The sequence below is a fragment of the Acinetobacter sp. WC-743 genome (assembly GCF_000335555.1).
GTDB classification, from domain to species: domain Bacteria; phylum Pseudomonadota; class Gammaproteobacteria; order Pseudomonadales; family Moraxellaceae; genus Acinetobacter; species Acinetobacter bereziniae.
Genome location: NZ_AMFQ01000067.1, coordinates 13,182 through 39,350, shown reverse-complemented (window position 1 = coordinate 39,350; position 26,169 = coordinate 13,182). Strand labels below are relative to the sequence as shown.

21 protein-coding genes are annotated in these 26,169 nt (G+C 37.0%); 12 read left to right on the top strand and 9 right to left on the bottom strand.

The genetic code is table 11. The annotated features are described in order from the left end of the window. The first annotated feature begins 190 nt into the window (after positions 1–190). From ACINWC743_RS08520 to ACINWC743_RS08510, 3 genes are all read left to right on the top strand, one after another. Positions 191–2,590 carry a YgiQ family radical SAM protein gene (locus tag ACINWC743_RS08520; RefSeq protein ID WP_035300748.1) on the top strand — a complete coding sequence of 800 codons (2,400 nt, stop codon included), beginning with the start codon at positions 191–193 and terminating at the stop codon, positions 2,588–2,590. A 115-nt stretch (positions 2,591–2,705) separates the two neighbouring features. Next, entirely contained in the window at positions 2,706–3,935 is a 1,230-nt protein-coding gene (locus ACINWC743_RS08515; protein ID WP_009585137.1) for a hypothetical protein, read from the top strand. A 408-nt stretch (positions 3,936–4,343) separates the two neighbouring features. Further along, entirely contained in the window at positions 4,344–4,868 is a 525-nt protein-coding gene (locus ACINWC743_RS08510; protein ID WP_009585145.1) for a DUF2726 domain-containing protein, read from the top strand. A 48-nt stretch (positions 4,869–4,916) separates the two neighbouring features. Here ACINWC743_RS08510 and ACINWC743_RS08505 read toward each other — a convergent pair whose 3' ends face one another. The 7 genes from ACINWC743_RS08505 to argS all read right to left on the bottom strand — a co-directional run bounded on the left by ACINWC743_RS08505 (position 4,917) and on the right by argS (position 12,267). Continuing rightward, positions 4,917–5,279 carry a RidA family protein gene (locus ACINWC743_RS08505; RefSeq protein WP_004832022.1) on the bottom strand — a complete coding sequence of 121 codons (363 nt, stop codon included), beginning with the start codon at positions 5,277–5,279 and terminating at the stop codon, positions 4,917–4,919. Between the two features lie 68 nt (positions 5,280–5,347). Beyond that, positions 5,348–5,557, bottom strand: a complete 210-nt coding sequence (locus ACINWC743_RS08500) for a hypothetical protein (protein ID WP_004832020.1) — start codon at positions 5,555–5,557, stop codon at positions 5,348–5,350. Between the two features lie 65 nt (positions 5,558–5,622). Next, on the bottom strand, positions 5,623–7,035 hold the full coding sequence (gene creD / locus ACINWC743_RS08495) for a cell envelope integrity protein CreD (protein WP_009585140.1): 1,413 nt from the start codon (positions 7,033–7,035) through the stop codon (positions 5,623–5,625). 117 nt (positions 7,036–7,152) lie between these two features. Next, positions 7,153–8,613 (bottom strand): two-component system sensor histidine kinase CreC, encoded by a 1,461-nt coding sequence (creC, locus tag ACINWC743_RS08490; RefSeq protein WP_009585127.1) that lies wholly within the window; start codon positions 8,611–8,613, stop codon positions 7,153–7,155. Between the two features lie 3 nt (positions 8,614–8,616). Further along, positions 8,617–9,336, bottom strand: a complete 720-nt coding sequence (gene creB, locus ACINWC743_RS08485) for a two-component system response regulator CreB (RefSeq protein WP_009585103.1) — start codon at positions 9,334–9,336, stop codon at positions 8,617–8,619. Between the two features lie 452 nt (positions 9,337–9,788). Next, entirely contained in the window at positions 9,789–10,388 is a 600-nt protein-coding gene (locus ACINWC743_RS08480) for an SPOR domain-containing protein (RefSeq protein WP_005034611.1), read from the bottom strand. A gap of 88 nt (positions 10,389–10,476) precedes the next feature. Next, positions 10,477–12,267 carry an arginine--tRNA ligase gene (gene argS / locus ACINWC743_RS08475; protein WP_005034609.1) on the bottom strand — a complete coding sequence of 597 codons (1,791 nt, stop codon included), beginning with the start codon at positions 12,265–12,267 and terminating at the stop codon, positions 10,477–10,479. Between the two features lie 876 nt (positions 12,268–13,143). On the opposite strand from argS, the gene ACINWC743_RS24820 reads away from it, so the two are divergent. Beyond that, complete coding sequence (locus ACINWC743_RS24820; protein WP_227510957.1) at positions 13,144–13,377, top strand: hypothetical protein; 234 nt, start codon at positions 13,144–13,146, stop codon at positions 13,375–13,377. A gap of 57 nt (positions 13,378–13,434) precedes the next feature. Next, positions 13,435–13,704: a DUF2798 domain-containing protein gene (locus ACINWC743_RS08465; protein WP_004832008.1), complete on the top strand. Its 270-nt coding sequence runs from the start codon at positions 13,435–13,437 to the stop codon at positions 13,702–13,704. Between the two features lie 13 nt (positions 13,705–13,717). Here the strand turns inward: ACINWC743_RS08465 and ACINWC743_RS08460 are convergent, their stop codons facing one another. Further along, a complete protein-coding gene (locus ACINWC743_RS08460; RefSeq protein WP_004832007.1) occupies positions 13,718–14,311 on the bottom strand; it encodes a hypothetical protein in 594 nt (197 codons plus the stop codon). Positions 14,312–14,636: 325 nt separating this feature from the next. On the opposite strand from ACINWC743_RS08460, the gene ACINWC743_RS08455 reads away from it, so the two are divergent. The 5 genes from ACINWC743_RS08455 to ACINWC743_RS08435 all read left to right on the top strand — a co-directional run bounded on the left by ACINWC743_RS08455 (position 14,637) and on the right by ACINWC743_RS08435 (position 23,474). After that, a complete protein-coding gene (locus ACINWC743_RS08455; RefSeq protein WP_005034606.1) occupies positions 14,637–16,334 on the top strand; it encodes an NAD-dependent malic enzyme in 1,698 nt (565 codons plus the stop codon). 226 nt (positions 16,335–16,560) lie between these two features. After that, entirely contained in the window at positions 16,561–19,950 is a 3,390-nt protein-coding gene (locus ACINWC743_RS08450; RefSeq protein WP_009585124.1) for a type VI secretion system Vgr family protein, read from the top strand. A gap of 9 nt (positions 19,951–19,959) precedes the next feature. Next, entirely contained in the window at positions 19,960–20,445 is a 486-nt protein-coding gene (locus ACINWC743_RS08445) for a hypothetical protein (RefSeq protein ID WP_035300737.1), read from the top strand. Beyond that, a complete protein-coding gene (locus ACINWC743_RS08440; RefSeq protein ID WP_005034600.1) occupies positions 20,442–22,826 on the top strand; it encodes a hypothetical protein in 2,385 nt (794 codons plus the stop codon). Before ACINWC743_RS08445 ends, ACINWC743_RS08440 begins: the two co-directional genes overlap by 4 nt. Before the next feature lie 9 nt (positions 22,827–22,835). Then, the gene (locus ACINWC743_RS08435) at positions 22,836–23,474 is read left to right on the top strand and encodes a hypothetical protein (RefSeq protein ID WP_009585136.1); all 639 of its coding nucleotides are present in this window, start codon (positions 22,836–22,838) and stop codon (positions 23,472–23,474) included. Positions 23,475–23,753: 279 nt separating this feature from the next. On the opposite strand, the gene ACINWC743_RS08430 is transcribed toward ACINWC743_RS08435, so the two are convergent. Then, complete coding sequence (locus ACINWC743_RS08430) at positions 23,754–24,674, bottom strand: Dyp-type peroxidase (RefSeq protein WP_005034588.1); 921 nt, start codon at positions 24,672–24,674, stop codon at positions 23,754–23,756. A gap of 161 nt (positions 24,675–24,835) precedes the next feature. On the opposite strand from ACINWC743_RS08430, the gene ACINWC743_RS08425 reads away from it, so the two are divergent. Next, positions 24,836–25,456, top strand: a complete 621-nt coding sequence (locus tag ACINWC743_RS08425) for a LysE family transporter (RefSeq protein WP_035300734.1) — start codon at positions 24,836–24,838, stop codon at positions 25,454–25,456. Positions 25,457–25,527: 71 nt separating this feature from the next. Beyond that, entirely contained in the window at positions 25,528–26,148 is a 621-nt protein-coding gene (locus ACINWC743_RS08420) for a LysE family translocator (protein ID WP_035300732.1), read from the top strand. The last annotated feature ends 21 nt before the right edge of the window (positions 26,149–26,169 follow it).

Genomic DNA, 26,169 nt, shown 5'->3' with positions numbered 1-26,169 from the left:
TCACGATCCTCATTTAAAACAGTTTATTCATTTCATTTCGACATTTGAATGAAATGAAAATAGAGAAATCACTGCTAAAAATAAAATGTTTACTTTTTAATCAAGCAACATGAGCAAAATTCATGGTAAAATGATTGGCTTTCATCTTAGATCTCTTCCGATCGCCAACCGCCAATCGAGAAAACTTACCATGTCGACCGCTTATACTGCTCAGACAGCGCCTGTTGCGTTGTTTGATTATGACAAATATTGGGCATCGTGCTTTGAACCAGCACCTTTTTTGCCTATGTCTCGCGAAGAAATGGATCAACTCGGTTGGGACAGTTGTGACTTTATTTTAGTGTGTGGGGATGCATATATTGACCATCCTTCATTCTGCTCAGGGATTATTGGTCGAACACTTGAAGCGCAAGGTTTCCGTGTTGGCATTATTGCTCAACCCGATTGGACATCTGCCGAAGCCTTTAAAGTTCTAGGTAAACCAAATATTGCTTGGGGTGTTACAGCAGGCAATATGGACTCGATGATCAATCGCTATACAGCAGATCGTAAGATTCGTTCAGATGATGCTTATTCTCCAGACAATGTGCCGAATAAACGTCCCGATCGTGCTGCAACGGTGTATTGCCAACGTTGTCGTGAAGCATTTCCGGATGTACCTGTATTGTTGGGCGGCATCGAAGCGTCTTTACGCCGTATCGCCCATTATGATTATTGGTCAGATAAAGTCCGTCGTTCAGTGTTGATGGATTCTAAAGCAGATTTATTGATGTATGGTAATGGTGAACGCTCTATTGTTGAAGTGATGCATCGCCTTGCCAAAGGTCAAAAAATTCATGAAATTACCGATGTTCGTGGCACAGCATTCATCGTCAATAAGAGCAATCGTGCTTCAAAAGCCAAATTTGTTGAAATTGCATCCAATGATGTGGATTCAATCGGGCGAGTTGATCCGATCATTAACCCGTATGTGATGACCGAAGATTTGGATGGATGTGAGATTGAGCAGAATAAAGGCAATTCTTTGAGCCAATATCAAAATTTCCAAAAAGAATTGGTTGCCAATCCTGTGGTACGTGAAGGCGATCATCTGGATGAAAATACTCAAATTGTACGTTTACAGCCTGCTTCAAAGGCGATTAAACATAAATTACCACCGCGCGAGCTGGCGGTAATTCGTTTACCTGCTTTTGAAGAAGTGGCAGAAGATCCTGTGTTGTATGCACACGCAAACCGTATTTTACACTTGGAAACCAATCCGGGAAATGCGCGAGCATTGGTGCAAAAACATGGTGAACGTGATGTTTGGCTGAATGCGCCACCGATTCCATTGACCACTGAAGAAATGGACTATGTGTTTGATTTGCCTTATGCACGTCTACCACATCCTGCTTATGGTAATGCACGCTTCCCAGCCTTCGACATGATTAAATTCTCCGTGAATATTATGCGTGGCTGTTTTGGCGGTTGTACTTTCTGTTCAATTACTGAGCATGAAGGGCGAATTATTCAAAACCGTTCAGAAGAATCAATTTTGCGTGAAGTCGAAAAGATTCGTGATACAGCACCTGGCTTCACAGGCATTATTTCTGATCTCGGTGGTCCAACGGCGAATATGTACCGTTTGCATTGTAAAGATCCAGAAATTGAAAAAAATTGTCGTAAACCTTCCTGTGTTTATCCAGGCGTGTGTCAAAATTTACATACTGATCATGCGCCTCTAACACAGTTGTACCGTAAAGCCCGTGCAATCAAAGGTATTAAAAAAATTCTGATCGGTTCTGGCTTGCGCTATGATCTTGCTGTATTAAATCCTGAATATGTCAAAGAGCTGGTTCAACATCATGTGGGCGGGTATTTGAAAATTGCCCCTGAGCATACCGAAAAAGGTCCATTGTCGAAGATGATGAAACCCGGAATCGGAACTTATGACCGCTTTAAGCAGATGTTTGATCGTTTTAGTAAGGAAGCGGGTAAAGAACAATATCTTATTCCTTATTTTATTGCTGCGCATCCAGGAACTACAGATTATGACATGATGAATCTGGCGATCTGGCTCAAGAAAAATGGTTTCCGTGCCGATCAGGTTCAGACTTTCTATCCATCACCAATGGCAACAGCGACCACTATGTACCATACCAACAAAAATCCGTTGGCGAAGGTGGCGCGTTATACTGAAAATGTCGATATTGTCAAAGGTGAAAAGCGTCGTCGCTTACATAAAGCATTCTTACGTTATCATGATCCAAATAACTGGCCTTTATTACGTGATGCCTTACGTGAAATGGGGCGTGCTGATTTGATTGGCAACTCTAAACAGCATTTGATCCCAACCTATCAACCGCAAGGTACGGATGGTCAGTATCAATCTGCACGTAAGAAGAACTCAACATTGGCAGGTGATTCACAAAAGCGTACGGGTGAAAATACTGCACGTACTCAGTCACGACATGCCAATCAGCCAAATCGCCCACAAAAAGGGCAAGTGTTGACACAACATACAGGTTTGCCACCGCGTGAAACAGGGGATCGTAAAAAAACGTTTGGTGGAAACAGTAAAGGAAAATCTAAGCCGAAAAGTAGAGCTTAAGTTTTAGTGAGTGTGCAAGAGGGTGCGAAAGCACCCTCTTTTTATTGATTTAAATATAGGCAAAAGATATAGTAAAGGTTCCTTTCAAGGGTGTTTATGCTCTTAATTTTTAAAAATGAATCAAAATAAAGCAGATGACAAAGTCACAGAAGCTGAATATGTAATTAGACTTAAAGCATATGAGGAAAAAATTCAAAAAAAGATTACTGAATGGAAATTTACTCAAACAGATATAGATGCTTTAAATTCAATAAATAATAAAAAACTTGTAACAAAAGAGTTGAATAAAAGTGAAGTTTTTCATTGGTTAATAAAAAGTAATATTATCTGGGTACATGAGTTACAAGAGTATCTACAAAATCAAAAAATTGATCTCAACGAGCCATTTTGGGTTGCTGCACATAGTAGATTAGGTAGTTCTCATGTTTCTATTTTTAATAAAGACATAGATGTTATTGATATAGGCGGTAATACAGCAGCCCCTGATTGGAAGTGTTATGATTATAAAGATTATTATAATCCTGATTTTAAAATTTATAATGATGTTTGTATTAAAGCTGATGGTTTGAAAAAGATAGAGCTTTGGAACTATCCTGAAGAGCAATTTCCACCAGTATATGATCATGATACAGTCTATGATAAAAACAAGAATTTGGTATACATTACTGGTGGTCTTGGTTCTGGAGAGAGACAGAAAAAAAATATCACTGAAATTTATCAGCTGAATGTAAAAACGAAAGATATTGAATGTATAGATGCTTTGGGTGAATCGCCACCTTGTTTGCACAATCATCATACAAAAATGTGGAATCATGACCTAATTGAAATGAGAGACGGAAATATTCTCAAAAATGGTAAAGCGATTAAAAACTTATATGTTTGGTATTTTAATTTAAAAACAAAGACATGGTTGAAACAAAAACAAGAAATGTATCATCATTGGTTAATTACATCATCTGATAGTGGTGAATTATTTTTAGATATTTCTAAAAAAATTTTAAAAATGGAAGATGAAAAATTGTATTCGAGTGAATTTGTTGAAGAGTGTAAGCAAGACATCTTCAAATATTATGGGTATGTGCCTGATTATAAGATATATCTAAATTTATATCGTCCAGTAAAAGACATGTATTTTTCTGAATTTACTGATTATATGGATCGATATCCTTCTTGTGCTTGTATCTTGAATCGTCAGATCTATCATTGTTTTGAAGGTTATAATCGAATTGAGGTTGCTTTTCAGAACTCTACTTCAAATGAATTTCAAGAATTTATTATTAATGACTTAACATCAAAATTAAAACAACTTTCGGGTCTTGATGTAGTTGTAGAAAAAGTTACTTAATAGAAGCTAGTGTGTATACCACCCTCTTTAAATTCGAATTGAATAATTAAAATACAAAACTGTGGATAACTTTGCTTAAACTGTTGAAAAAATTTGTGTACGAAAAGTACACAAATTCTGGTTTTAATTGTCCTACAATCAAACTAAAGTTTTATCGGATTTAGTTGTATTCGTAATAGATACAAGGTATAAAAGCCATAAATCAATTCATTTATTTGTAGGAATAAATGAGGAAAATAAATAATAGTTCAACAAATATTTTAAAACTGTGATATGAGTTGTTATTTTTTAAATTAAGCAAATTTATATCTCATATGTGGCGTTGAACTGACAGTAAAAAAGTATCTTTAGATACACAAGAACTGGTCTTATTTGACCAAATTATAATAAAGAATTAGGAAATGAAATATGGACATATTGATTGTTGCGAGTTTGATACTATTTGCCGCTGTGATTGCGATTGCTTATAAAGGATTGAAAAATAAGCAGCAAGTTGATAGTGCTCTGCGGAGAAGAGCAGTATTTAATTCACATGAACAGATTACTTTTACTCGACTAAAAGAAATTTTACCTGAAGCTAATATTTTGGCTCATGTGTCTTTTGATGCATTGTTAACAACAAAATATTTACACACACGCCGTAAATATCAGCAAATGTTTGCAGATTTTGTTGTATTGGACAAAGACTGTAAAGTTTTGGCTGTGATTGCTTTAGAAGATATCAATGCAATTAAACGTGCTCACCAAAATACCTATAAAGATGCATTGTTACAATCTGCAGGCTACAGAGTGATTCGTTATATCGGTATTCCTGAATATCAGGATTTGCGTGAAGATTTTTTAAGTGAGTTCGCTGAAATGAGTCATTCACACGTGCTAGAGGAACAACTGTTGGGGAAGTTTGATCTTTATTCTAATCGTGTATATGGTTAATAAAAAATGCATGTCTCAGCATGCATTTTTAAATGTTCAAATTAATTTCTACAATGATTCAGGTTTTACCGCAACTACCGTCATCTCCACCAAAACATCAGGTCGATAAAGTTTTGCTTCCACACAAGTTCTTGGAAGTGCTTCAATATCAGAACACCAAGCATCCCAAACTTCATTCATTGCTGCATAATCATTTTCAATATCTTTCAAAAAGATCATCACAGACATGATGTGGCTTTTGTCTGTTCCTGCATCTGCAAGAAAACGGTCAATCATATCTAAAGTTTGCTGAGTCTGTCCTTTAATATCCAAGGTTAAATCTGTTGCCAATTGACCTGCCAAATGGACTAAATTGCCTGAAATCGCAATTTCAGAAAAGCGCTTTTCTACATGCAAACGTTGTACAGTCATGATTACTCTCAAATCTTGTTTATGGGCTAAATTTTACGTGATCAAGATGCATCTGCAAACCAACTTTGTTATGAGTGCGTAAATGCATCTATGCGAATTAAAGTTTTATGTTTAAAAACGATAAAACAATCGTACTCAGGGCAAATGATCAGGCTACCTAAGTTCAAAAACTGAATTTTTGCGATGCGTAATTGATTTAAGCAAAACGCAACTGAGGATTGTAAAGGGCAAAGTTGCTGTAGTTGTTCTGGCGCTTTTTGTTTAATAAAAAGATTCATGACCATCTCGATGAATTTAAAACAATGATTAAGCAGTGAATGAACAGACATTCACTGCATGGCAATTAAGATTGAGGAGGAATGTAGGATTTAAGCGCTCGCTCAGGCTTATTGTTGATTTGATACCAATCGATGTGACGTGTAAGGAACATGACGACCGCGAGTAATACAAATGAAATGATCGAACCGATCAAGAAGGTCTTGCCTGAGGACTGCAATAACAGATACATCACAGCGTAGAGTGAACTGAGGATCACACCGAATAAGGCAGCAGCTTTAAAACCTTTCATCACATAGAACAAATACCATGTCATGAGACCAACACAGGCAACTCCTGCGACAAAGTAAGCCCATGCAAAGGCATAGTATTCACTGATAGAAAGTAGTAGAACAAAGAAAAGACCTTGTGCGATTGCCACCAAAGAATATTGAATTGGATGAATACGAAGGCTTTTAAGCACCTCAAATAAGAAGAAACAACCAAAGGTAATGATGATAATCACGACACCATATTTAATTGCTCGATCTGTTTGAGTATAAACATTGACGGATTCTAAAAATTCGGTTGATAAGCCAATTCGTTGACTTTGCTCAACGTCATAGGCATTTTCTTGAGTGTAATAGCCTTGGCTGAATTGGCGAATGCAATCACTGGTGTCACATTCAATCAGTTTGCTGATGTTTTGCTGACCCAGTGCAATGTTTTTCCATTGTGCTGTAAATTGTTGATGGGTACTGGTTTTAGCAAAGGGTAAATTTTGTCCTGAATACTTGATGTCCGCCCAGTTGCCTTTGGCTTGATAACTGACACTACGGCTGGTGGGAACCAAGCTAAATTTGCCAAGACCTGTGATATTGGTGGCTAAATCAAAAGAAAAACCATTTTGAATCGCATTGATTAATTCAGGATAATTTTTTGTAGAAATACGCATAAAGTCAAAACCAGAAGCATCACTGCCTTTGGGACTCATTTCAAAAATATAATTCTTATTGAGTATTTTTAACGAGGGTTGCGTGTCTAAACCTCGTGGATCATGCACAGGAAACATAATCTCAGCACGATTCCATTGATAGTCTTTATTCTCGAGTGTGGGCTTTTGAAAAGTGCCTTTAGCGGTTAAATTTGCAGTATAGCTAATTGCTCGGTAGATGGTGCGTTTATAGGCATCATCAGAAACCTTAAAATCAGCAGTCCATTGTGTGCTGTCTGCACTGATGTATACCCATTGTTCTTCTGTACAGGAATAAGTGACTTTTTTGTCGTCCAAACAGGTTTTGATTTCGGTATAGGGCACACGAATATAAGGTGAAATAACAGTTTGTGGGCTGATGTTGTTTTGTGAAATTTCTCTGAGAAAAGCTTGTTGGTATCCCTGTCGTTCTGACACCAAAGTGCTAATGAAGAGTAGACCTATCCAAAACAGCGCAATCAAAATGGCAATTGCAATAATTTTAAAGGTGAGAAAATTGGATCGCATCACGGTGTTCCTGAGCCGTTGTTTTTGTTAGGTTCAGTATGCGAAGCCGAAATGTGTTTTGTTTGAGCTGACTTTGTGTTTTATGTGAAGTTTAGGTGAATATTCAAATCTTTGTGGTTAAAGCAAAATCTTGACCAATACGCCTTGTTGATGAGATTGCAGAATTGGAATCTGATTTTCCTCGATATTTAAAATGTTAATCTGACCATGATGTTGTTCAATGACTTGCTGAACAATACTGAGTCCAATACCCGAACTACGTTGTTGGCTGATTGGTCGAGGAAGTGAAAAGTATGTATCAAACACCTGTGTAAGTGCATAATCAGGAATCCATACACCTTCATTAAAGATATTTAATTCAATATGTTGATGTGCTTGCCGATGTAGCTGAATCAGAATTTTTGCCGAATCCTGAGAAAAATCCAAAGCATTGTCTAAAATATTGCCAAGCGTTTGTTGAAGCCAAAAACGATCTGCATGAATCATACAATCGGCTTCAATATCTAATAAACATTGAATTTTTTTAGCCTGCATTTGACTGGCGTGCCGATCTAAAGTCTGATGGATTAATTCAGACAAATTAAAATTTTGAATCTCAATTTGGTGCCTTGATTTTTCCAAGCGAGTCAGTAACAGCATACGGTCAATCAAGCTCTGTAAACGCTGGCTTTGTTCATGAATATGTGTGGCAAAATTTTGTTGATCAGTTAAAGGCAAATCTTCTTTAAGCAACTCAGCACTGGCTTGGATCGCAGTTAAAGGGCTTTTTAGCTCATGTGTCAGGGTGTTGACGTAGTGTTCGACATAAGCGCGATCTTCCAGTTTTTCTCGCATATCTTCCACGGCTTGAGCAACTTGATTGAGTTCTTTGGCGGATCGAAAATGCGGAGTTTGGTTGACAGGTGCCAGCGCTTGAGCATACTTACGCACACGATCAATACTATGTTTAAGCCAATAAGCCACTAGGCTGGCTAAAAATAAACTCAACAACGTAATCCATATGGCTTGGCGGATCAGTTGATTTTCAGCACGTTGGATGTAAGGTTGTACGGATATATTGGGCTTGCCTATACTGACGACACCAATCAACTTTTGTTGTTGATCAATTTGATAATAGATAGGTGCAGCAATAAACATGGTGCTACTGTTACTATCTTCCTCATAACTTCGGGTTGAACGAACACCATATTTGCCTCTTAATGTCAGGTAGACATCATTCCATTTTGAATAGTCTTGCCCTGTTGCAATGCCTTGTGAATCATAAATCACTATGCCTTTTTGATCAGTGATATAAATTTGTTGATTGATTTCATTCTTATTATGTTGCCAAATATTGGCGTTGATTTTTCGATTGAGCGCATTTTGAATTTTCTCATCAAACTGGGCAGTTCCAACCTTATTTTCATAGACATCTTCTGCAACCAGCATGGCAATAATATTGGCATTTTCCGCAAGTGTATCTTCGACAACCTGTCGTACATTGGGCTTTACTTGCTGATTAAAGGTATAAGACATAAACCATAAACCGAGCAAGATAATTAACCCGAAGAAGAACCAAATACGGATAAATATCGACATGCTTTAGTCCAGCCTTTTCAGGCTATATCCGAAGCCACGGTGAGTTTCAATTGGATCCTGTTCAGCAGATATTTGTTTGAGTTTATTGCGTATACTCTTGATATGAGTGTCAACAGTTCGATCTAAGCTATGCTCAGGATGTTCCCAAACTTGATCCATCAATTGTTGTCGGCTAAATACTTGTTCAGGATGTTGAATCAACAGTTTGAGTAAACGATATTCATAACGTGTTAATTGCAGTATGGTGCCTAAGTATTGAATCTGGAAAGACTCATCATTGCACTGCCATGTTTGAGAATGTTTAGATATTAAATGTGGCGTTATTGGGGTATTTTGTTGGGGTTGATTTTGAATCTCCATTCTGCGCCAAATGGCTTTAATTCTGGAGACAATTTCTCTTGAGCTAAACGGTTTAGTGCAATAGTCATCTGCGCCAATCTCTAAACCAATAATTCGATCAATTTCGTCATCACGTGCTGTCAAAAACAACAGCGGCGTGTGGTTGAAATGGCGAATTCTTTTACACACATCAAAGCCATTTAAATCTGGTAAACCAATATCTAAAATAATAAAGTCGAAGGCTTGTTGTTGAATATAATCAATGGCTTGTAGACCAGAATTTGCCCAAGTGACTTGCCACTCTTCACGCTCAAGTGCATAGCGTAATGGCATAAGTATCGCTGCATCATCTTCAACGCATAAAATCTGCTTTTTATGATTCATTGCAATTAAATATTTATCATCTCGTGTTGAGTGTACTGAAATTGAAATATTTAGGCGAATGAATTTTAAGTGAAGTTTAGATGAAGATTTTTTTATGAAAGAGAGGAATGATGATCGTTAGATAAGTTCATGAGAAAAATAGACGTTTACCCATGTTAAGCTCGGAGCGCCCTGTAATATTCGGATTTGATCGTCACGCCAACTACAGGACAGCAAATCAAAAGTATTGGTGACTTTTGATCTCTCTGCGGATACATGGGTAATGTATTGCGGGAGGTAGATTACTCTAATTTTGATCAACTTGGGTAAATATTTAGTCGAATTATATTTTTTTGAGTAAAAAATAGACGAATAATTTAAACAGATTGAATAGATAAAATTTGAATTTAAAAACAGAATGTCAATGCATCCTGTTTTTAATAAATAGCTTAGTTCAATGATAGAGAAAACAATTAACGTTTAACCACAATCGAATCTATTCCACTATGTTGTAAGGTTTGCTGAGCGATGACTGCGGCATTCTGTGATTCATATGGACCAGAAATCACACGATACCAAGTTTTGCCACCCTCAGTACTTTGTACAACATCAGCAGATAAACCATTTAAAATGATTTCGGCACGTCGAGCATCTGCGGCATCGGGATCATCATAACTACGAACTTGTAAGATGTATTCAGGTTGAGCAGGTGCTGTTCGTTCAGCATTGATACCGACATCAACATTGTCAGTTTGAGTTTGAGAAGGTGCTTCAACAATAACGGGTTGCTGCTGATTTTTATTCTCTGGAACCGCTTGTTCAGGAATCGGCGTCACTTGTTGTTGTGGCAACAAATCATAAAAGCGATAGTCTTTGTTGGTATCTTCTTGATAATGTTCAGACGTAATTTCATTTCGAGGTTGAACAGGCGCCCACGGTTTCCAGAGCATCAGAGCGACACCAAAACTTAACACGATTAAAATGACCACAAGCATCCCTAACCATTTAGGAATCAATGGTTGTTTAGGTTTGGTTGGTCTTTCAGACACACCGCGTTGCGTTTTTCCAAACACGAGAAATCCTCTTATTATTTATTGTTTAACATCGCGTTCAAGCATAGTTTCGCTTGAGCGCGATGTAAAGTAATGATTTATTGCTGACTTACATGCTTTCAGGTGCAGAAACACCAAGCAGTTCTAAACCATTACGAAGAACTTGCTGAACATTGGCAGAAAGCAATAAACGTGCTTGCGTCAATTCAGCATCATCACCTAAAACTTTATTCTCGTTGTACCAACCATGGAATAAAGCTGCAAGTTCTTTCAAGTAGTTACCTACTTGATGCGGTTCATAATTGTTTGCTGCACGAATAATCACTTCAGGGTATGCCGCAAGTTTCGCTAAAATCTCAGCCTCTGCTTCAAGTTCTAATTTTGCAGCAAATTGACGCGCACTTTCAGGATCAAATTGAATATTTGTTGTTGCCGCTTTTTCTAACATACGGCAAATACGAGCATGTGCATATTGAATATAATACACCGCATTGTCTTTACTTTGTGATACAGCCAAATCTAAGTCAAAATCAATGTGTTGTTCAGATTTGCGCATAACATAATAGAAACGTGCTGCATCATTTCCAACTTCTTTACGAAGATCTCGTAAAGTCACAAATTGACCAGAGCGAGATGACATTTGTACCATCTCACCACCGCGCCATAAGCTTACAAACTGGACCAATAACACGGTGAGTTTTGATGAGTCATAACCCATTGCATCAATGGCTGCTTTTACACGTGAAATGTAACCGTGGTGGTCTGAGCCCCAAATATCAATTAGATCAGTATAACCACGTTGTAACTTATTCAAATGGTAAGCAATGTCAGAAGCAAAATACGTGGTTTGCCCATTACGACGTTTTACAACACGATCTTTTTCATCACCAAATTCAGTCGATTTAAACCAGATGTTGCCATCTTTTTCATAAAGATAGCCACGTTGATCTAAAGTTTGTAGGGCTTCGTCAATTTTATCAGTCAACGATGCTTCACTAAACCATTGGTTGAAAGTTACGCCGAACTCACCAAGGTCATCTTTAATGTCATCTAAAATGGCATGTAATGCAGCTTGATGGAACACACGATAGCCTTCACCAACCAATGTTTGTGAATTTTGAATCAAGCCATCAATATGCTTTTCTTTATCGCCTGAAAGCACAACTTTATTGCCATCTGCATCCAATTCCTCAGCGTATTGAACGTCTTCTGGAACATCTTTATAGATATCAGCAACAGCACGCACATAAGCATCACCATCTTTATCGATAATGCTTTGAGCAATTTCTTTAACGTAATCACCTTGGTAGGCATTTTTTGGGAAAACTAAAGTTTGCCCAGTCAATTCTAAGTAACGTAAATAAGTAGAGGTCGCAAGGATGTCCATTTGACGTCCTGCATCGTTGACATAATATTCACGATCAACTTTAGCACCTGTTGCTTCGAGTAATGTAGCAACAGTCATCCCGTAAGCTGCACCACGACCATGACCGACATGCAGGCTAGAGGTTGGGTTGGCAGAAACGAATTCAACTTGAATCTTTTTAGCTGCATTGGCTTGGGTTTTACCAAACAGATCTTTTTGTGCTTGAATTTGATCAAGTACAGCAAAGCGTTGATCTGCATTGAGAAAGAAGTTAATAAAACCAGGTCCAGCAATTTCAGCTTTTGCAATATCAACCACTTCTGGGAGGTTTGCTAAAATTTTCTCAGCAAGATCACGTGGTTTCATACCCGCAACTTTTGCACCCATCATGGCAATGTTTGATGCGAAATCACCGTGGCTTCGGTCCTTGGTTCGCGTTAAAACACTTGTGTTTTTCCAGTCAGATGGAAGAGTCCCTTCAGCTTGTAGGGATTGCACTGCATGATCAAGAGCTGCTTGTATGGCCGTATTCATAATCTATAGAGAAATAAATGTCGCAGAAAAACGCTAAATATAGCAAATTTTGAGCCTTTTAGGTGAATGCATTTGTATAGAATAAAACTTATTCAATCAGAAAGATCTTAGTCTGAGATATTTGATCTATTCTCGCCCTTTATATGATCAACTGACAGCCTAGATAACCTGAGTTCGATAAAAATCCTTGATGAAAGATGATACATCCAAACCGCCTGATTATTCATACAAGTGATTTGGATGATTCATTTATTTTGTACTTTTTGAATTATTGATGGTCTTGCTATCTTCAGGCGACATGGATGTCGCCATGTTGAGCGGGGGTAAAGGATGTACCCCTCGCTCAACGAAAGATTTTTGTCACTTTTCATCTCTGAAAAGTGAGGCATCGCTTACGCAAAAGAATTTAAACTTTAGCACTAAAGCGTGGCAGTGCAAGCTTTAGATCATCAAACAATCTATTGATCGCCTTCATTTTATTGATCAGAGAAATGAAACTATATTGATGGTTGCGCTTACGAAGCTTCGCTCCTCATGCCAAAACAAGTATGGCGAGCCCTTGCGGAGCTCCTCATCCAAAATCGGATGAAAATCCAGCAAAAATCCACATAGATTTATTATCTTTCAATGAGTTGAAGATTTGATTGCATCGAATTCACGTTAGATAGATCTTCTTTCAAAAAAGGATAACAAATGATGTTGGTGAGCTTTTTGGATCAATTTGATCATCAGGAAATGAAAAAAGAACAAATTATTCGGTTGTTTAGTTAAGTCCAATATCTTGAATTTTCAAACTCAGGCTATTTTGAACTGGATATTCCAAATTAAGGACAAATCATTCTGTTATTTTGGTTTGTTGACAGCAAACACTTGATCTTGCGCTACGACAAAAATATCCCTACCGCACAACAAGGCGAATCTTGGTTAACTTGTAATGAACAAATGAATTCGAAATTTTTTGATATTGGCGACGATACTTGGCTGCCTTTAAACACAATCATTTCTTTAGCATCTGCTTTAAATAGCATAGCCATGTTCTACGATGAACCAATGCGCTTACCTAATGAAACAAAGTGGCAAAATGTGTTGGATGTAATGTGGAATGATTGATTGTTTCACCCACCTGAAAAGCATAAAATTGTCATGTTTATTCAATTTTGAGTCCTCATGTCAAATATTCCTCCCACGATTATCGGAAATATTCCAAAACTCCCTGCAAAATTTGCTGCATGGATCATGCCTTTTTTCTTATCCTGTTTAATGAGTGGTATGGTGTCATTGATCAATATGTTCATTAATGTGGGTCTAGTGGATGGTTTTTTGGCAAAATGGTTTTCGGCATGGATGGTTTCGTGGGCCGTGGCATATCCAGTGGTATTGGTTGTTTTGCCGTTAGTGCGTCGACTCACAGCTGTTTTTGTGGATATGCCTAAATAATTTAGTAGGATACTTACATGCAACTAACAGGTTTGCTGAGCAATTCAGCATGACCATTGTTAAAGGTGTAAAGTTTAGAATTATTAAAAATCTTAATCACTTTAGCCTTACTGAGCGCAGCTTGGAAACTTGGCATTTTTTTCGCATTGACCAGATCAAAAGGATTGCCATAATTTTTATTGTCGATTAAAAATTGAACTTGTCCTGCTTGGGGATCATGTGCTTTAAGTAATTCCTTAGCATCTTTATCTTCAATACTAAATCCAGATTTTTGCGAAGGAATTTTGCAGTTTAGACGTAAATATAAAATATTGCCGTCAGCAGATTTATTTTGTAGGGTATAAATTCCTTGTAAATCGTTTTCAATATAGACCCATTGTCCAGTGGGCATATTGAGTTTCATTTGTTCAAGCTTTTCTAAGGTTGCTTTACTGACATCGACTACGCCTTGTTTATCGACTTCTGGAACTTTTGCTTCGCCTAGACCAACCAAGCTTTTCACTTTTTCAGTGGTTTTGGAAACACCAGAAGATACTTTTTTGGCTGTTTGACAACCTGTGCAGATGACTGCAGTGCTTAGTAGAAGTATAAAAATATTTGTGTTCATTGTTATTGGTTTTGCTTCATTCAATTAAGGACAAAATAAATTGAAATACGAAAAAAATCAATCGTAGCTCAATGACATTGGAAATCGATAAATTTTAAAATTTGGATTAATTCTTTGTTATTGATATAAAAAACAATAGATTGTATTAAATATTTAAAGAATTTGTAAAAAATGAGAATAATTTATCATTCTGTAAAATACTTTGAATATCACTATCACGTATCTAAATACCCATTTAGCGAAAAATAGGCTTAAGCTTGTATGCGACCAAAGTCGTAGCTTAGCAAAAGATAGAAGCAGAATGACTGCTTCAATGAGAATGGAAATGCCAACGGAAACCTTGAAAAAATATCCTCTATATATTCATTACGCAGGCAATGCCTTACTAGAACTGCCATTACTCAACAAAGGTTCAGCTTTCACAGAGGAAGAAAGAACCCAGTTTAACTTACATGGTTTGATTCCTCATGTGATTGAAAGTATCGAGGAACAAAGTCAACGTTCTTATCAGCAGTATTGTTCTTTCAGTGAAGCAATCAATAAGCATATTTATTTACGAAATATCCAAGACACCAACGAAACACTTTTTTACCACCTGATTGAAAATCATTTAAGTGAAATGATGCCGATTATTTATACCCCAACAGTGGGTGAGGCATGTCAGCGTTTTTCGGATATTTATCGACGTCATCGTGGCGTATTTATTTCATACCCTGATCGTAAATATATTGATGAGATCATCCATAACGTTAATCGTAAGAATGTTAAAGTGATTGTGATAACAGATGGTGAACGTATTCTTGGTTTAGGTGACCAAGGTATTGGTGGTATGGGGATTCCAATCGGAAAATTATCACTTTATACCGCTTGTGGTGGTATTAGCCCTGCATATACTTTGCCAATTACAATAGATGTGGGAACCAATAATCAACAATTACTCAATGATCCAATCTATATGGGATGGTCACAACCACGTGTCAGTGGTGACGAATACTATGAGTTTGTCGATGAAGTCATTGCTGCGGTAAAACGTCGTTGGCCAAAAGCTTTGATTCAGTTTGAAGATTTTGCACAAAAAAATGCCATGCCTTTATTAGAAAAATATCGTGATAAGATTTGTTGCTTTAATGACGATATTCAAGGTACAGCAGCAGTATGTGTAGGAACACTGATTGCGGCAAGCCGTGCGGCAGGTAAACAATTGAAAGATCAAAAAGTGACTTTCTTGGGTGCAGGTTCAGCAGGCTGTGGTATTGCAGAACAGATCATTGCGCAAATGGTGGCGGAAGGTTTAACTGATGCTGAAGCGCGTGCACAAGTATTTATGGTTGATCGTTTTGGTCTCATCACAGAAAATCAGCCAAACCTACTTGACTTCCAGCGTAAGCTTGCACAAAAGCCTGATGATGTTGCACATTGGGGCAATCCAGAAGAAATTATTTCTCTACTGGATGTCGTTAAAAATGCCAAACCAACAGTATTGATTGGTGTATCGGGTCAACCGGGCTTATTTACAGAAGAAATCATTAAAACCATGGCTGAAAATTGTGAATATCCAATTGTGTTGCCTTTATCGAACCCAACTTCACGTGTAGAAGCTGTGCCTGCTGATATTATCCAATGGACAGAAGGTAAAGCATTAATTGCAACAGGTAGCCCGTTTGCGCCAGTGAATTATCATGGAGAAACCTTTAATATTTCACAATGCAATAACTCTTATATTTTCCCGGGTATTGGTTTAGGTGTTGTGGCTGTTCAAGCAACGCGTGTGACAGACAATATGCTGATGGCATCAAGTTCCGCTTTGGCAGATTGCTCACCGAAGTTAAACGATATCCATGCGGACTTATTACCTGATTTAAACGAATTGCAGAAAGTTTCTAAAATTATTGCATTTAAAGTTGCTCAAGCAGCAATGCAAGATGGTGTTGCGACGGTAATGAGTGATGAGCAATTACTCGAAAGTATTGAACAGAACTTTTGGAAACCAACTTATCGTGATTATAAGCGCGTTCCTTTTTAAGTGTTTTTAATTTTTTATAGAAGGGGCAAATTGCCCCTTTTGTAATAGGATAAACGGGTAAAATTGGAGATTTAGATTGATTTAAATATCTGTATTTTTCTCATAAAAATAAGATCAATTTTGAGTATGTCAGTTACAAAAATAAAAATTTTAACAATTTCTGTATGTCTTTCTGTGAGTTTTTATTTACAATAAGCCAACATGTCATTGAATATCAATAACTAAAATGTTGAAAAATATTAATACTTTACTTGAAAGTTTTGGGTTAGGGTTGCAGACAAGGGCTGTCCATGTCCAATTCTCAAATCAAGCCTTAAATGGCAGTGTATTTCTACAGTGCATTCAGGGACAACAATATATCAATCAAGGATTGAAGGCAGAATTACTTTGCCTTTCAACCAATGCACATATTGCTTTAAAACAATTTATAGGTTGTCAGGTCGCTGTTGACCAAGTCACTGACTTTGGGGAACTCTATCGAACCACAGGAATCATTACTGGTGCAAGTCAAGGACAAAGTGACGGTGCATTAAGTATTTACAAGCTCACGCTTGAAGATGCGACCAGTCTTTGGCATAAACGCCGTAATAGTCGCGTTTTCATGAATAAAAGTATTTTGGAAATATCTGAAGTTTTATTCAAGGAATGGCAAACCAAAAGTGCATTATTTGCATCTAGTTTGAGTTTAGATAGTCGTGGTTTAAAAAAACAATATGATGTGCGTCCTTTTGTGATGCAGTCAAACGAAACAGATTACGAATTTTTAACAAGATTATGGCGCAGTGAGGGAATTAACTGGTTGGTTGATGAATCTGAACGCATAGTTCCAGTTTCTGCTGCACAAATTCAAACCCAGAAATTAAGATTGATTGATGACAATAGTCAATATGAAGCAATGCCTAGGCGCAGTATACGCTTCCATCGTAGTCATGCAACAGAACGATTTGATACCATTACCAGCTTAATTGCACAACGATCAATCCAATCTACAGCTGTACAAGTGCAACGCTGGCAAGCTGACAATCTCGCACAAGATCAGGGTGATAGCCAACTCAGCAATCATCAGCATAGCGAACAACAAGACAATGAAACGTTGAGTTTAGAACAGGCTTGGACCATTAGTCCAGCGTGGACCAGTGATCTCAAGGGTGAAGATCAAACCACAGCTTCTAGCTCAGCTCAAGTGGATAAACTCAATACTCAACTTTCACAATACCAAGAACTACAAGCCAAATATTTTACCGCAATCAGTTCAGTACGTGATGCACAAGTTGGTTATTGGTTTGAGTTGAGAGAGCATCCGGAAATTGATCAGCATGAAGGTTCAGATCGCGAGTTCTTGGTTCTCGGTAAAACCTTCTATAATCAGAATAACTTACCGAAAGAACTGCAAGATCAACTTTCTAAACTGCTTAATTTAAACTATTGGAATCATTTAATTAAAGATCAGCGTCAAGCCAATGAGCTGTCATTGGTACGACGCAGAATTCCAGTCGTTCCAGAATACAATCCATTAACACACAGACCTTCTGCATTCCCGCAACGCGCTAAAGTGGTAGGTCCGCAAGGCGAAACAATTTATGTGGACCAATGGGGACGCATTAAAGTTCGTTTCTTGTTTACCCGTACTGATGATAATAGTCATGATGGTGGTGCAGGCTCCAATGATAACGATACTGACTCAGCATGGGTGGATGTATTAACCTCATGGGCAGGAGAAGGTTACGGTACACGTTTTCATCCTCGGATTGGTGAAATCGTGGTGATTGATTTCTTTGATGGCAATGTAGATCGTCCTTTTGTGATGGGGCGTTTACATGAAGCAGAACGTCATCAAACCATGTTTGATGTCAAAGGTCAGCTTCCTGATACCAAGAAACTCAGTGGTATCCGCTCATCTGAAGTCGGTGGTTCAGGCTTTAACCAACTCCGATTTGATGACACGACCGGGCAAATCAGTGCCCAACTGCAAAGTAGTCACGCAGCCACTCAACTTAACTTGGGAAATTTAAGTCATCCGAAAGATAAAGAGACCAGCAATGGGCGTGGTGAAGGTTTTGAATTAAGAACAGATGCTTATGGGGCGGTACGTGCAGGAAAAGGCATGCTTATCACAACCTATGCCCAAGAAAATGCAATTGCAGATCATTTAGAAGCAGCCCAAGCACAGTCCTTGTTGAATCAAGGGGCTGAAAGTATGAAAGTGCTAAGTGAGATTGCTGTAAAGCAACAAACCGATGCATTGAATGTCATTAATCGTTTGCCTAAGTTCATTCAATCACTTGAGTTAAAAAGTGCAGGGCAGGCGCTCAACACAACTTTGAATCTATTTAAAGAAGGGGTGAGTAGTGATCCTTTGAATGCTTTAAAAGATTGTGGTGGATTTATTAAAGACATTGGTGCTTTAGGTGGTAATGCAAAAGGCATTGTAGATGAATTTAATGAATATTTTTCTGATGCAAAAGAAGCGGTTGAAAACTTAAAAGCGTTTATTGAAAATGTTGAAGAACACGGTACAGATATTATTAAAGGCAAGCTGGCAAGCTTAAAAGATAATATTAAATCTAATCCTTTTGAATCCATTAGTAATGTGGGTAAGGTTTTATCCAATGTCGAAATCAAAGATTTTGACATCATGAGTACTTGTGGAACATTCAATAAGGGGAACAAACTTGAAATTAAACCGTTGGAGGCTTTGAGTAGTTTGCAAGGCTTTATGGAGGGTTATACACAAGGTCTGGAAGATAGCAGCGACAACGCCAAACAAGAACAAGGTAAAATTTTCCGTCAAGCATTGATGTTATTGGCTTCGCCAAATGGGATTGCATTAACCACACCAGAAGACATTATTCTTCAAGCTTCTCAAGATATAGCTGAAAGTGCAAATGGTTCGATTAACATGAGCGCTCAGAAGAATATTGTGGGTCATGCACAAGATAAAATTAGTTTGTTTGCCGCACAGAAAGGTTTAAGTGCTTTTGCTGCAAAAGGACCGATCAAAGTACAGGCTCAGGATGATTTGATTGAAATCATTGCAAAGAAAGTCATTAAGTTGATTGCAACTGAAGATAAGATTGAGTTAACCAGCTCTAAAGAGATTGATCTAAAAGCGGGTGGTACTCAGCTAGTGGTTAATGGGAGTGGTGTCTTTATTAAAACTGGTGGAAAGTTTGAGGTGAAGTCAGGACAACAGTTGTTTACCAGTGGGGCAACAGTGAATGCGCAGTTGCCGAAAATGCCTGAGAGTGGAATTTTTAGCCGACGTTTTGATTTTAGTAATATTTTTAGTAAAGATGAATTAAAACAGCAGGTCAGATTTAAGTTCGTAAATCATTCACGAAAAACTGAATTTATTGGTGTTTTGGATGAACTTGGACGCACACAACGGTTTTTCAGTGATAGTGCTGACGATGTCGAAGCAATTATTCTTGGGCATGATAGTGAAGATTTAAAAGAATTAATAGTTATAAAGAACGATATTGATGACACTTCAGATCATAGTAGTTGTGAGGGTGAGGGCTGTTGTGGCGCTGCAGATGATCATGATGCAATAGAAGATCAAAATGAATCTTGTAGTGAAGATTTAGAAGCAGATTTTTGTAATTTTGGAAAGTAAGGCTTGATCATGAAAACAATATTTTCTTTCTTATTCATTTTATTATTTGTGACTTGGTGTAATGCAGAAGTTATCAAGGAATTTCCAAAACGGAACATTGATAATGAAGTCGTAAGCTTTAATTATATAGAGTCTGATAAATGTAGCTTTCAGCGTAAAGATATTAAAGAGCTTGTCTCTAAGCTTTTAAAGCAAAATAAGATAGATCTAAATACAGGTCATTGGTTACATATTCCTGATGAGTGTTGGAATATCAAAAGTTCAGATCAAAATATTTTACTTATCTCATTAACAAATAAAAATAAACCTCAGAAATTTTATATTATTGATGACGGTAAGAGTTTAGGTGATGTAATGCTCAACCTAAATGAAGATCTGAGTTTCAATTTTGATAAAAATAAAATGAAATTTTCTACAAATATGAGTGATAAAACAAAAAATAAAGTTCTAATTTTATTTAAACAAATTGATCAAGAATCTAAGGGGGCATTATGAGTTTTGTTTCTCCAGTAAACGGAAAGTCATTTGGTGAGGATAGGCAAGCATATATATATGCAGTATCTCGTCGAGAGTCTTCATCAGATTTGAGTTTATCTGACCTTGTCGATCCTAATTTGACTGCTAGAAAAGTACATAATGGTAAAACCGCAGGTTATGGATTTATTGGTTATTTTCAATTTGGCGAAAGTGCACTTTATGATTTGGGGTATTTTAAGCCACCATATACTTTTAGTAATGATCCTAATAGCCTTTTTCAGAAATCATTTTCGGTGAATGACTGGAGTGGAAGTTGGACGGGCTTAGATGATGTAACTTCGAAAAGTGTTTTTCTCAAAGATCGAACGGTTCAAATAAAAGCATTTAATAAATGGATCAATACACTCTGCACTCGGCTGAACAATCGAAATGTAAATGAATTTTATGGCGTTCGTATTAATGGGGTTGAAATTACAGAGTCAGGATGCATTGCAGGAGCACACTTAAAAGGTCCTAAATATGTTTTAGAGTTTGTACAGGGGCTAGGTAACCAAGCTGATGCTTTTGGAACAAAAGTGGGTGAATATATATCATTATTTGCTCATTATGATTTAGAAAGCTGTTGTAATCGTAAAATTTATATAAATGTTGTGGATGAACAAGGGAATGCTGTTTCAGGTAAAAAAATTATAGTAGAGTCTGAATACAAAGAAGGAAAATATTATAGCAAAATTGGAAAGATTTCTAATGATTATAAAACAAGTGAAGAAGGAAAAATTCCTGTAATTGTTAGGCATCCGGGCACTAAAATAAAAATAATTGTTGATGGAAAAGCACTTGAGATTACGCAGCAAAAAGATAAGAAGGAAAGTTATACAATCAAATTAACCAAACAAATATCAGTCCCTGTTGTTTTAGAACAGAATAGTGCTCCTCAACCCAAACCACAGGCGAATAAAACGCCTCAAGAAGTTAGAAATGAGCAAGCTCCAAGTATTTCAGAAGAATCTAAAGCAGTTGAAACGAAAGATGTGAACTTCAATATACAGATTGTTGAAGCTGATACTGGAAAACCAATCTCAAATATGGGCTTTTTTCTTACCTATAAAAATAATATTAAAAAGCATTCTGCAGATGGGAGTGGCATAAAACATAATATTTCAGCAGAAGTCGGTCAAGATATAGAGGTTTCTGTTTCAGGGGATGGAAAATACCAAAAGATTCATCACTTCAAGGTTGAAGAATCACTCTCTAATCAGACAATAAAAGTGAGACTTCCTGTTCATAGCTTTCAGATGATTGTCAAAAAAGATGATCAAGTTGTTCCAAATACCGCTGTAACCATTTTTTATCGAGGGCGGCAAATTTCAAAAAAAACCAATGCTGCAGGTGTAATTAACTTAAAAATGTTAGTTGGTTTTGTATATGGTTTTGGTGTTGGTTCGAATTCATTGGTAAAAGCTCGGGTAATTAATGGAAGTCCGTATAGGATATTTAGAATAAATGAAGGTTTTATCAAGGAATCGAGACGATTAGAATCAGGGCAAAAAGTTCCACAACAAAACCCTGTTACTAATGCGCCGTCCCAAAGTAAACCTAATCCACCAGCTCCTGCTAAAGTACCCGAAGTTAAACAAGAGCCACCCAAAGTGTCCCAACAAAATACTCATACAGAGAATGGGGGTAAACCTTTAACAACTGTTTCTAATCAAACACCTGCAACAAGTGATACGACGCGTTATCATATTTACTCTGATGGTAAAATCAAAAGAGAGAATGCGGCTGCAACAGGTTTTGCTGAATATATTTATTATGATAAAAATGGACAATCACATCATATTGGCAAAACTGAATTTATCGTTGCACCTAAACGTAAAAAAGGTAACGGGGTCGTAGGTGGAAATGTTTATTTGGTAGACCAAAGGACGCTCAAATCCTACAAGAGTCCGGATGGTAAAGTCGGATATTTGTGGGATATTTATTTACCAGGTCGATCAAGATATTATCTTAAGGGAGATGCGTTTGCAGCAGTTATTGGTGCTATGTGCTCTTTAGGATACGGTTATTATCATGGTTCTGGATTTAGTGCTCGAGATGGTCGATCGGTAGGTAGTGATTCACACTTCAACGGGATTAATGGAGATTTTCGCTATCTAGGAATTAATGGTTGCCATAAAGATGGTCCAGTTCTTGTGAGCCACGTCGATAGATTTGACTGGGATGCGAATGTAAGATTTGTAAATGCACTATATCTTTTTGGTTATAAATCATTTGGATCGCAAGTGATGAAGAGAAAAGGTCAGCCAAACAGAACTTTGCCCCATGTCACTTTTACAAATGGTGATCACGATAACCATTTACATTTACAGGGTTATCAACCGAATATTCAGGATATATAAAGGCATCTTATGTACATTAAAAAATTTATCCCATTGTTGATTTTATTTTCACTTGTAGCCTGTCAAAAGGCAGAAAATAAGATGTTAAACTCAGATTCACCAAAGATGAGTGAATCGAAAGTCAATAGTGACCTTTTAACTAATGAATATAAACAAGTTAAATTACCATTAGATTCTAAAGCGTTAATGATCAATGATAAATTCATCCAATTAGATAAATATCCAGTTAATCAAAAGGATTTAAAACTATTTTATTCTGGAGAGGATCAAGCTCGAATTTTGATGACTGCAGTTAAAAAAATTGGAAGCAAAGAATATTTATTAGGTTTGATTGCTGTAAATTTTAATAATTACGAAGGTTCAGGACCTGCGCAAGTAATATTTTTATCAGGTGGTGAAAATAACAAGAATAATTATAAAAATACTTTATTTATAACGATGGGAGGCAAGTTTCCAATATTGGATCATCAAGTCAAAAGATTTAATGGTATAAATGAAAATAAATTGAAAAATTATTGTATCCAATCTTTTGTTATTAATGATGATTTTAGTAAAAGTGAAGAAATGAAATGTGTGGGAAATGAACCAAGTATTGAAAAAAAGAATTTCAGATTAAATATTAATCGACCTGGGTATGATGAGTTTTAAAACTGTGTTTTTATTGGCTGTAGATATTTCATGGTATCTATGGGTTGATAGAGAGTAAATATTATTGACAAAATTACTCTTTTAATCAACTTTAAATCATGTCTGTTCGTTATTGATAAAGCTAGATTGGATGAAATTAAACACTTAGATAAAGCTTGTTTAGCTCAATAATTAAGCTTTACAAGGTATTTAAATTGCATAAATTAATAGATCTTTCTTTGGATTTAAAATATTGAATAAATATAAGAAATAGTCATATTTAACTATTCCTTATCTATTTTAATCTTCCAAAATCTCTTCCAACACTTCTTCATTCGGTGCAAAGAAGTACGCACCATCGACAGGAGTCACAAAGTGTAATAAACGGTCATGAATTCCATCGCCTTGAGTACCAAACATATTGACTAACATACGATCAATACGGGTTAAATCTTTGGTATAAGCAATAAAAAATAAGCCTTGCTCACCTTGTCCATCGCCATAAGGGAGAGAGTGACGCAGAATTTCTAATTCCTCACCTTCATTGTCTTCGATAACAACACGAGCAATATGTGCATTTTCAGGTTTGTGTTCATCGTCCATCTCAATACTTTCTAATTTAGAACGACCAATCACATTTTCCTGTGCATCTACTTTTAAACGTTTCCATTTTTCAAGCTCATGCACATAACGCTGCGCAAAAATAAAAGATCCATCTTCGAAAATACCTGAATCTTCACCCAATAAAGCAGTCTCCGCACGATCATCTGGAAATTGAGGGTTTTCGGTACCATCAATAAATCCCGTTAGGTCACGACCATCGAGATAACGGAAACATACACGTTCATCTAAAACTTCAACTTGATCTTGAATACCATCAAAAAAGGATTGGCTTAGTGCAAAACAAATGTCCGTGCGTGCAGAAGCAATGTGAATCAGAACATCCGCAGGAACAACGGGCATTTGAAAGGCACCTTGAATCGGTTCTAACTGCTTAAACCCTTCAGGCGAAGTATGATAAAGCTTTGACCATAGTTCAGGACCGAAAGCGATTGCAGTTTTAATCTCAGCTTCGGGGTGTTGCGTGATCAGGCGATCACGAGTGCTCAATAAGGCATTGAGACGCTTTTTTAAGCCATCAATAGACAGATTTTTTAAATTTAAAACGATGAAGCGAGCATGGTCAGAGGGTAAAGGTAAAATTACAGATTGGGCTGTCATATCGAGATGGCTCCTCAATTTTTATTTATCAATCTAGCTATTGTGCATGAACTGGCAACAGCTGGGTAGTAAAGTCTTATACTTTTTACCAATTAAATTAATCGAAATGTGTCGTTTTAAAACCGCTATAATGCTTTGTTCAAAATATTTTATTTTTTGTTATGTCCTATCAAGTTTGGTTTGCATATATGTTGGCGTGTTGGGTGATTAGTATATCACCTGGTGCTGGCGCTATTGCGTCAATGTCGAGTGGTCTAAATTATGGTTTTCGCCGTGGTTACTGGAATGCTATTGGTTTACAGCTGGCTTTACTGGTGCAAATTATAATTGTTGCTGCTGGAGTAGGGGTATTATTTGCCACTACACCGATGGCTTTTCTTGCTGTGAAATGGTTTGGAGTTTGCTATTTACTCTACTTAGCCTATATGCAATGGACAGCTAAAACACAGTCTATAGATATCCCAACTGAACAACCGACTAAATCCATTCCCAAGTTGATTCTATACGGCTTTGTGGTGAATATCAGTAATCCAAAAGCGATCGTATTCTTACTTGCAGTATTGCCGCAATTTTTAGATCTGTCTAAACCACAATGGATTCAATATGTGATTATGGCGATCACGATGATTACGATCGATTTAATTGTGATGGCTGGCTACACAGGGTTGGCTGCAAAAGTCTTGAGATTGCTTAAATCTCCCAAGCAGCAAAAGTATATGAATCGTACTTTCGCAGTGTTATTTAGTTGTGCTGCTGGTTTGTTGAGTTTAGTACATCAGTAAAAGTCTCATGGTTTGAGTTATTGAACAATTAAAAATAAATCCAATAGAATATCTGTTAAGCCGAGGGTCACTTGAATTATTTAGAATTTTATCTGTATGCCATCAGTGTAATTATTATGATTGCAACACCAGGACCAGTCATGATTTTGGTGGCAAGTGCGGGCTTAAAAGGCGGTTATCGCAAATCATTACAAACCATCGTCGGAACAAATCTCGCATCTTTGGTACTGATTGCAATTTCCATTTTAATTTTAAAGGGAATGTTGAGTGTTAATGAAACACTTTTCCTGATCATCAAAATCCTTGGATGTCTTTATATTGCTTATTTAGGTTATGGCATTCTAAAAGAGGTGTGGTTTCAGCAAGACCAGCAGTTGACTACTGTACTTTCGCCAGTAGAGGGTGGTTTAACGAAAGGTTTTCTGGTCGGTATTTCAAACCCTAAAGATATTATTTTTTTCTCTTCGTTTTTTCCACAATTTATCCATGTTCATTCAGATCTGAATGTAAGTTTAGTTATCCTCGTGATCACATGGATTATCTTGGATTTCCTCACCTTATCTATAGTTTATTTGTCTTTTAATCAGTTGTCTAAAAGTCGAATTTATCCCAAAATATTAGGGCTTTGCGGTTTAATTTTAGTCACAATCGCGCTTTATGGCTTATACATTTCAGCTCAAAGCCTATTTTAAGTATTGGATGTTCAATGAACC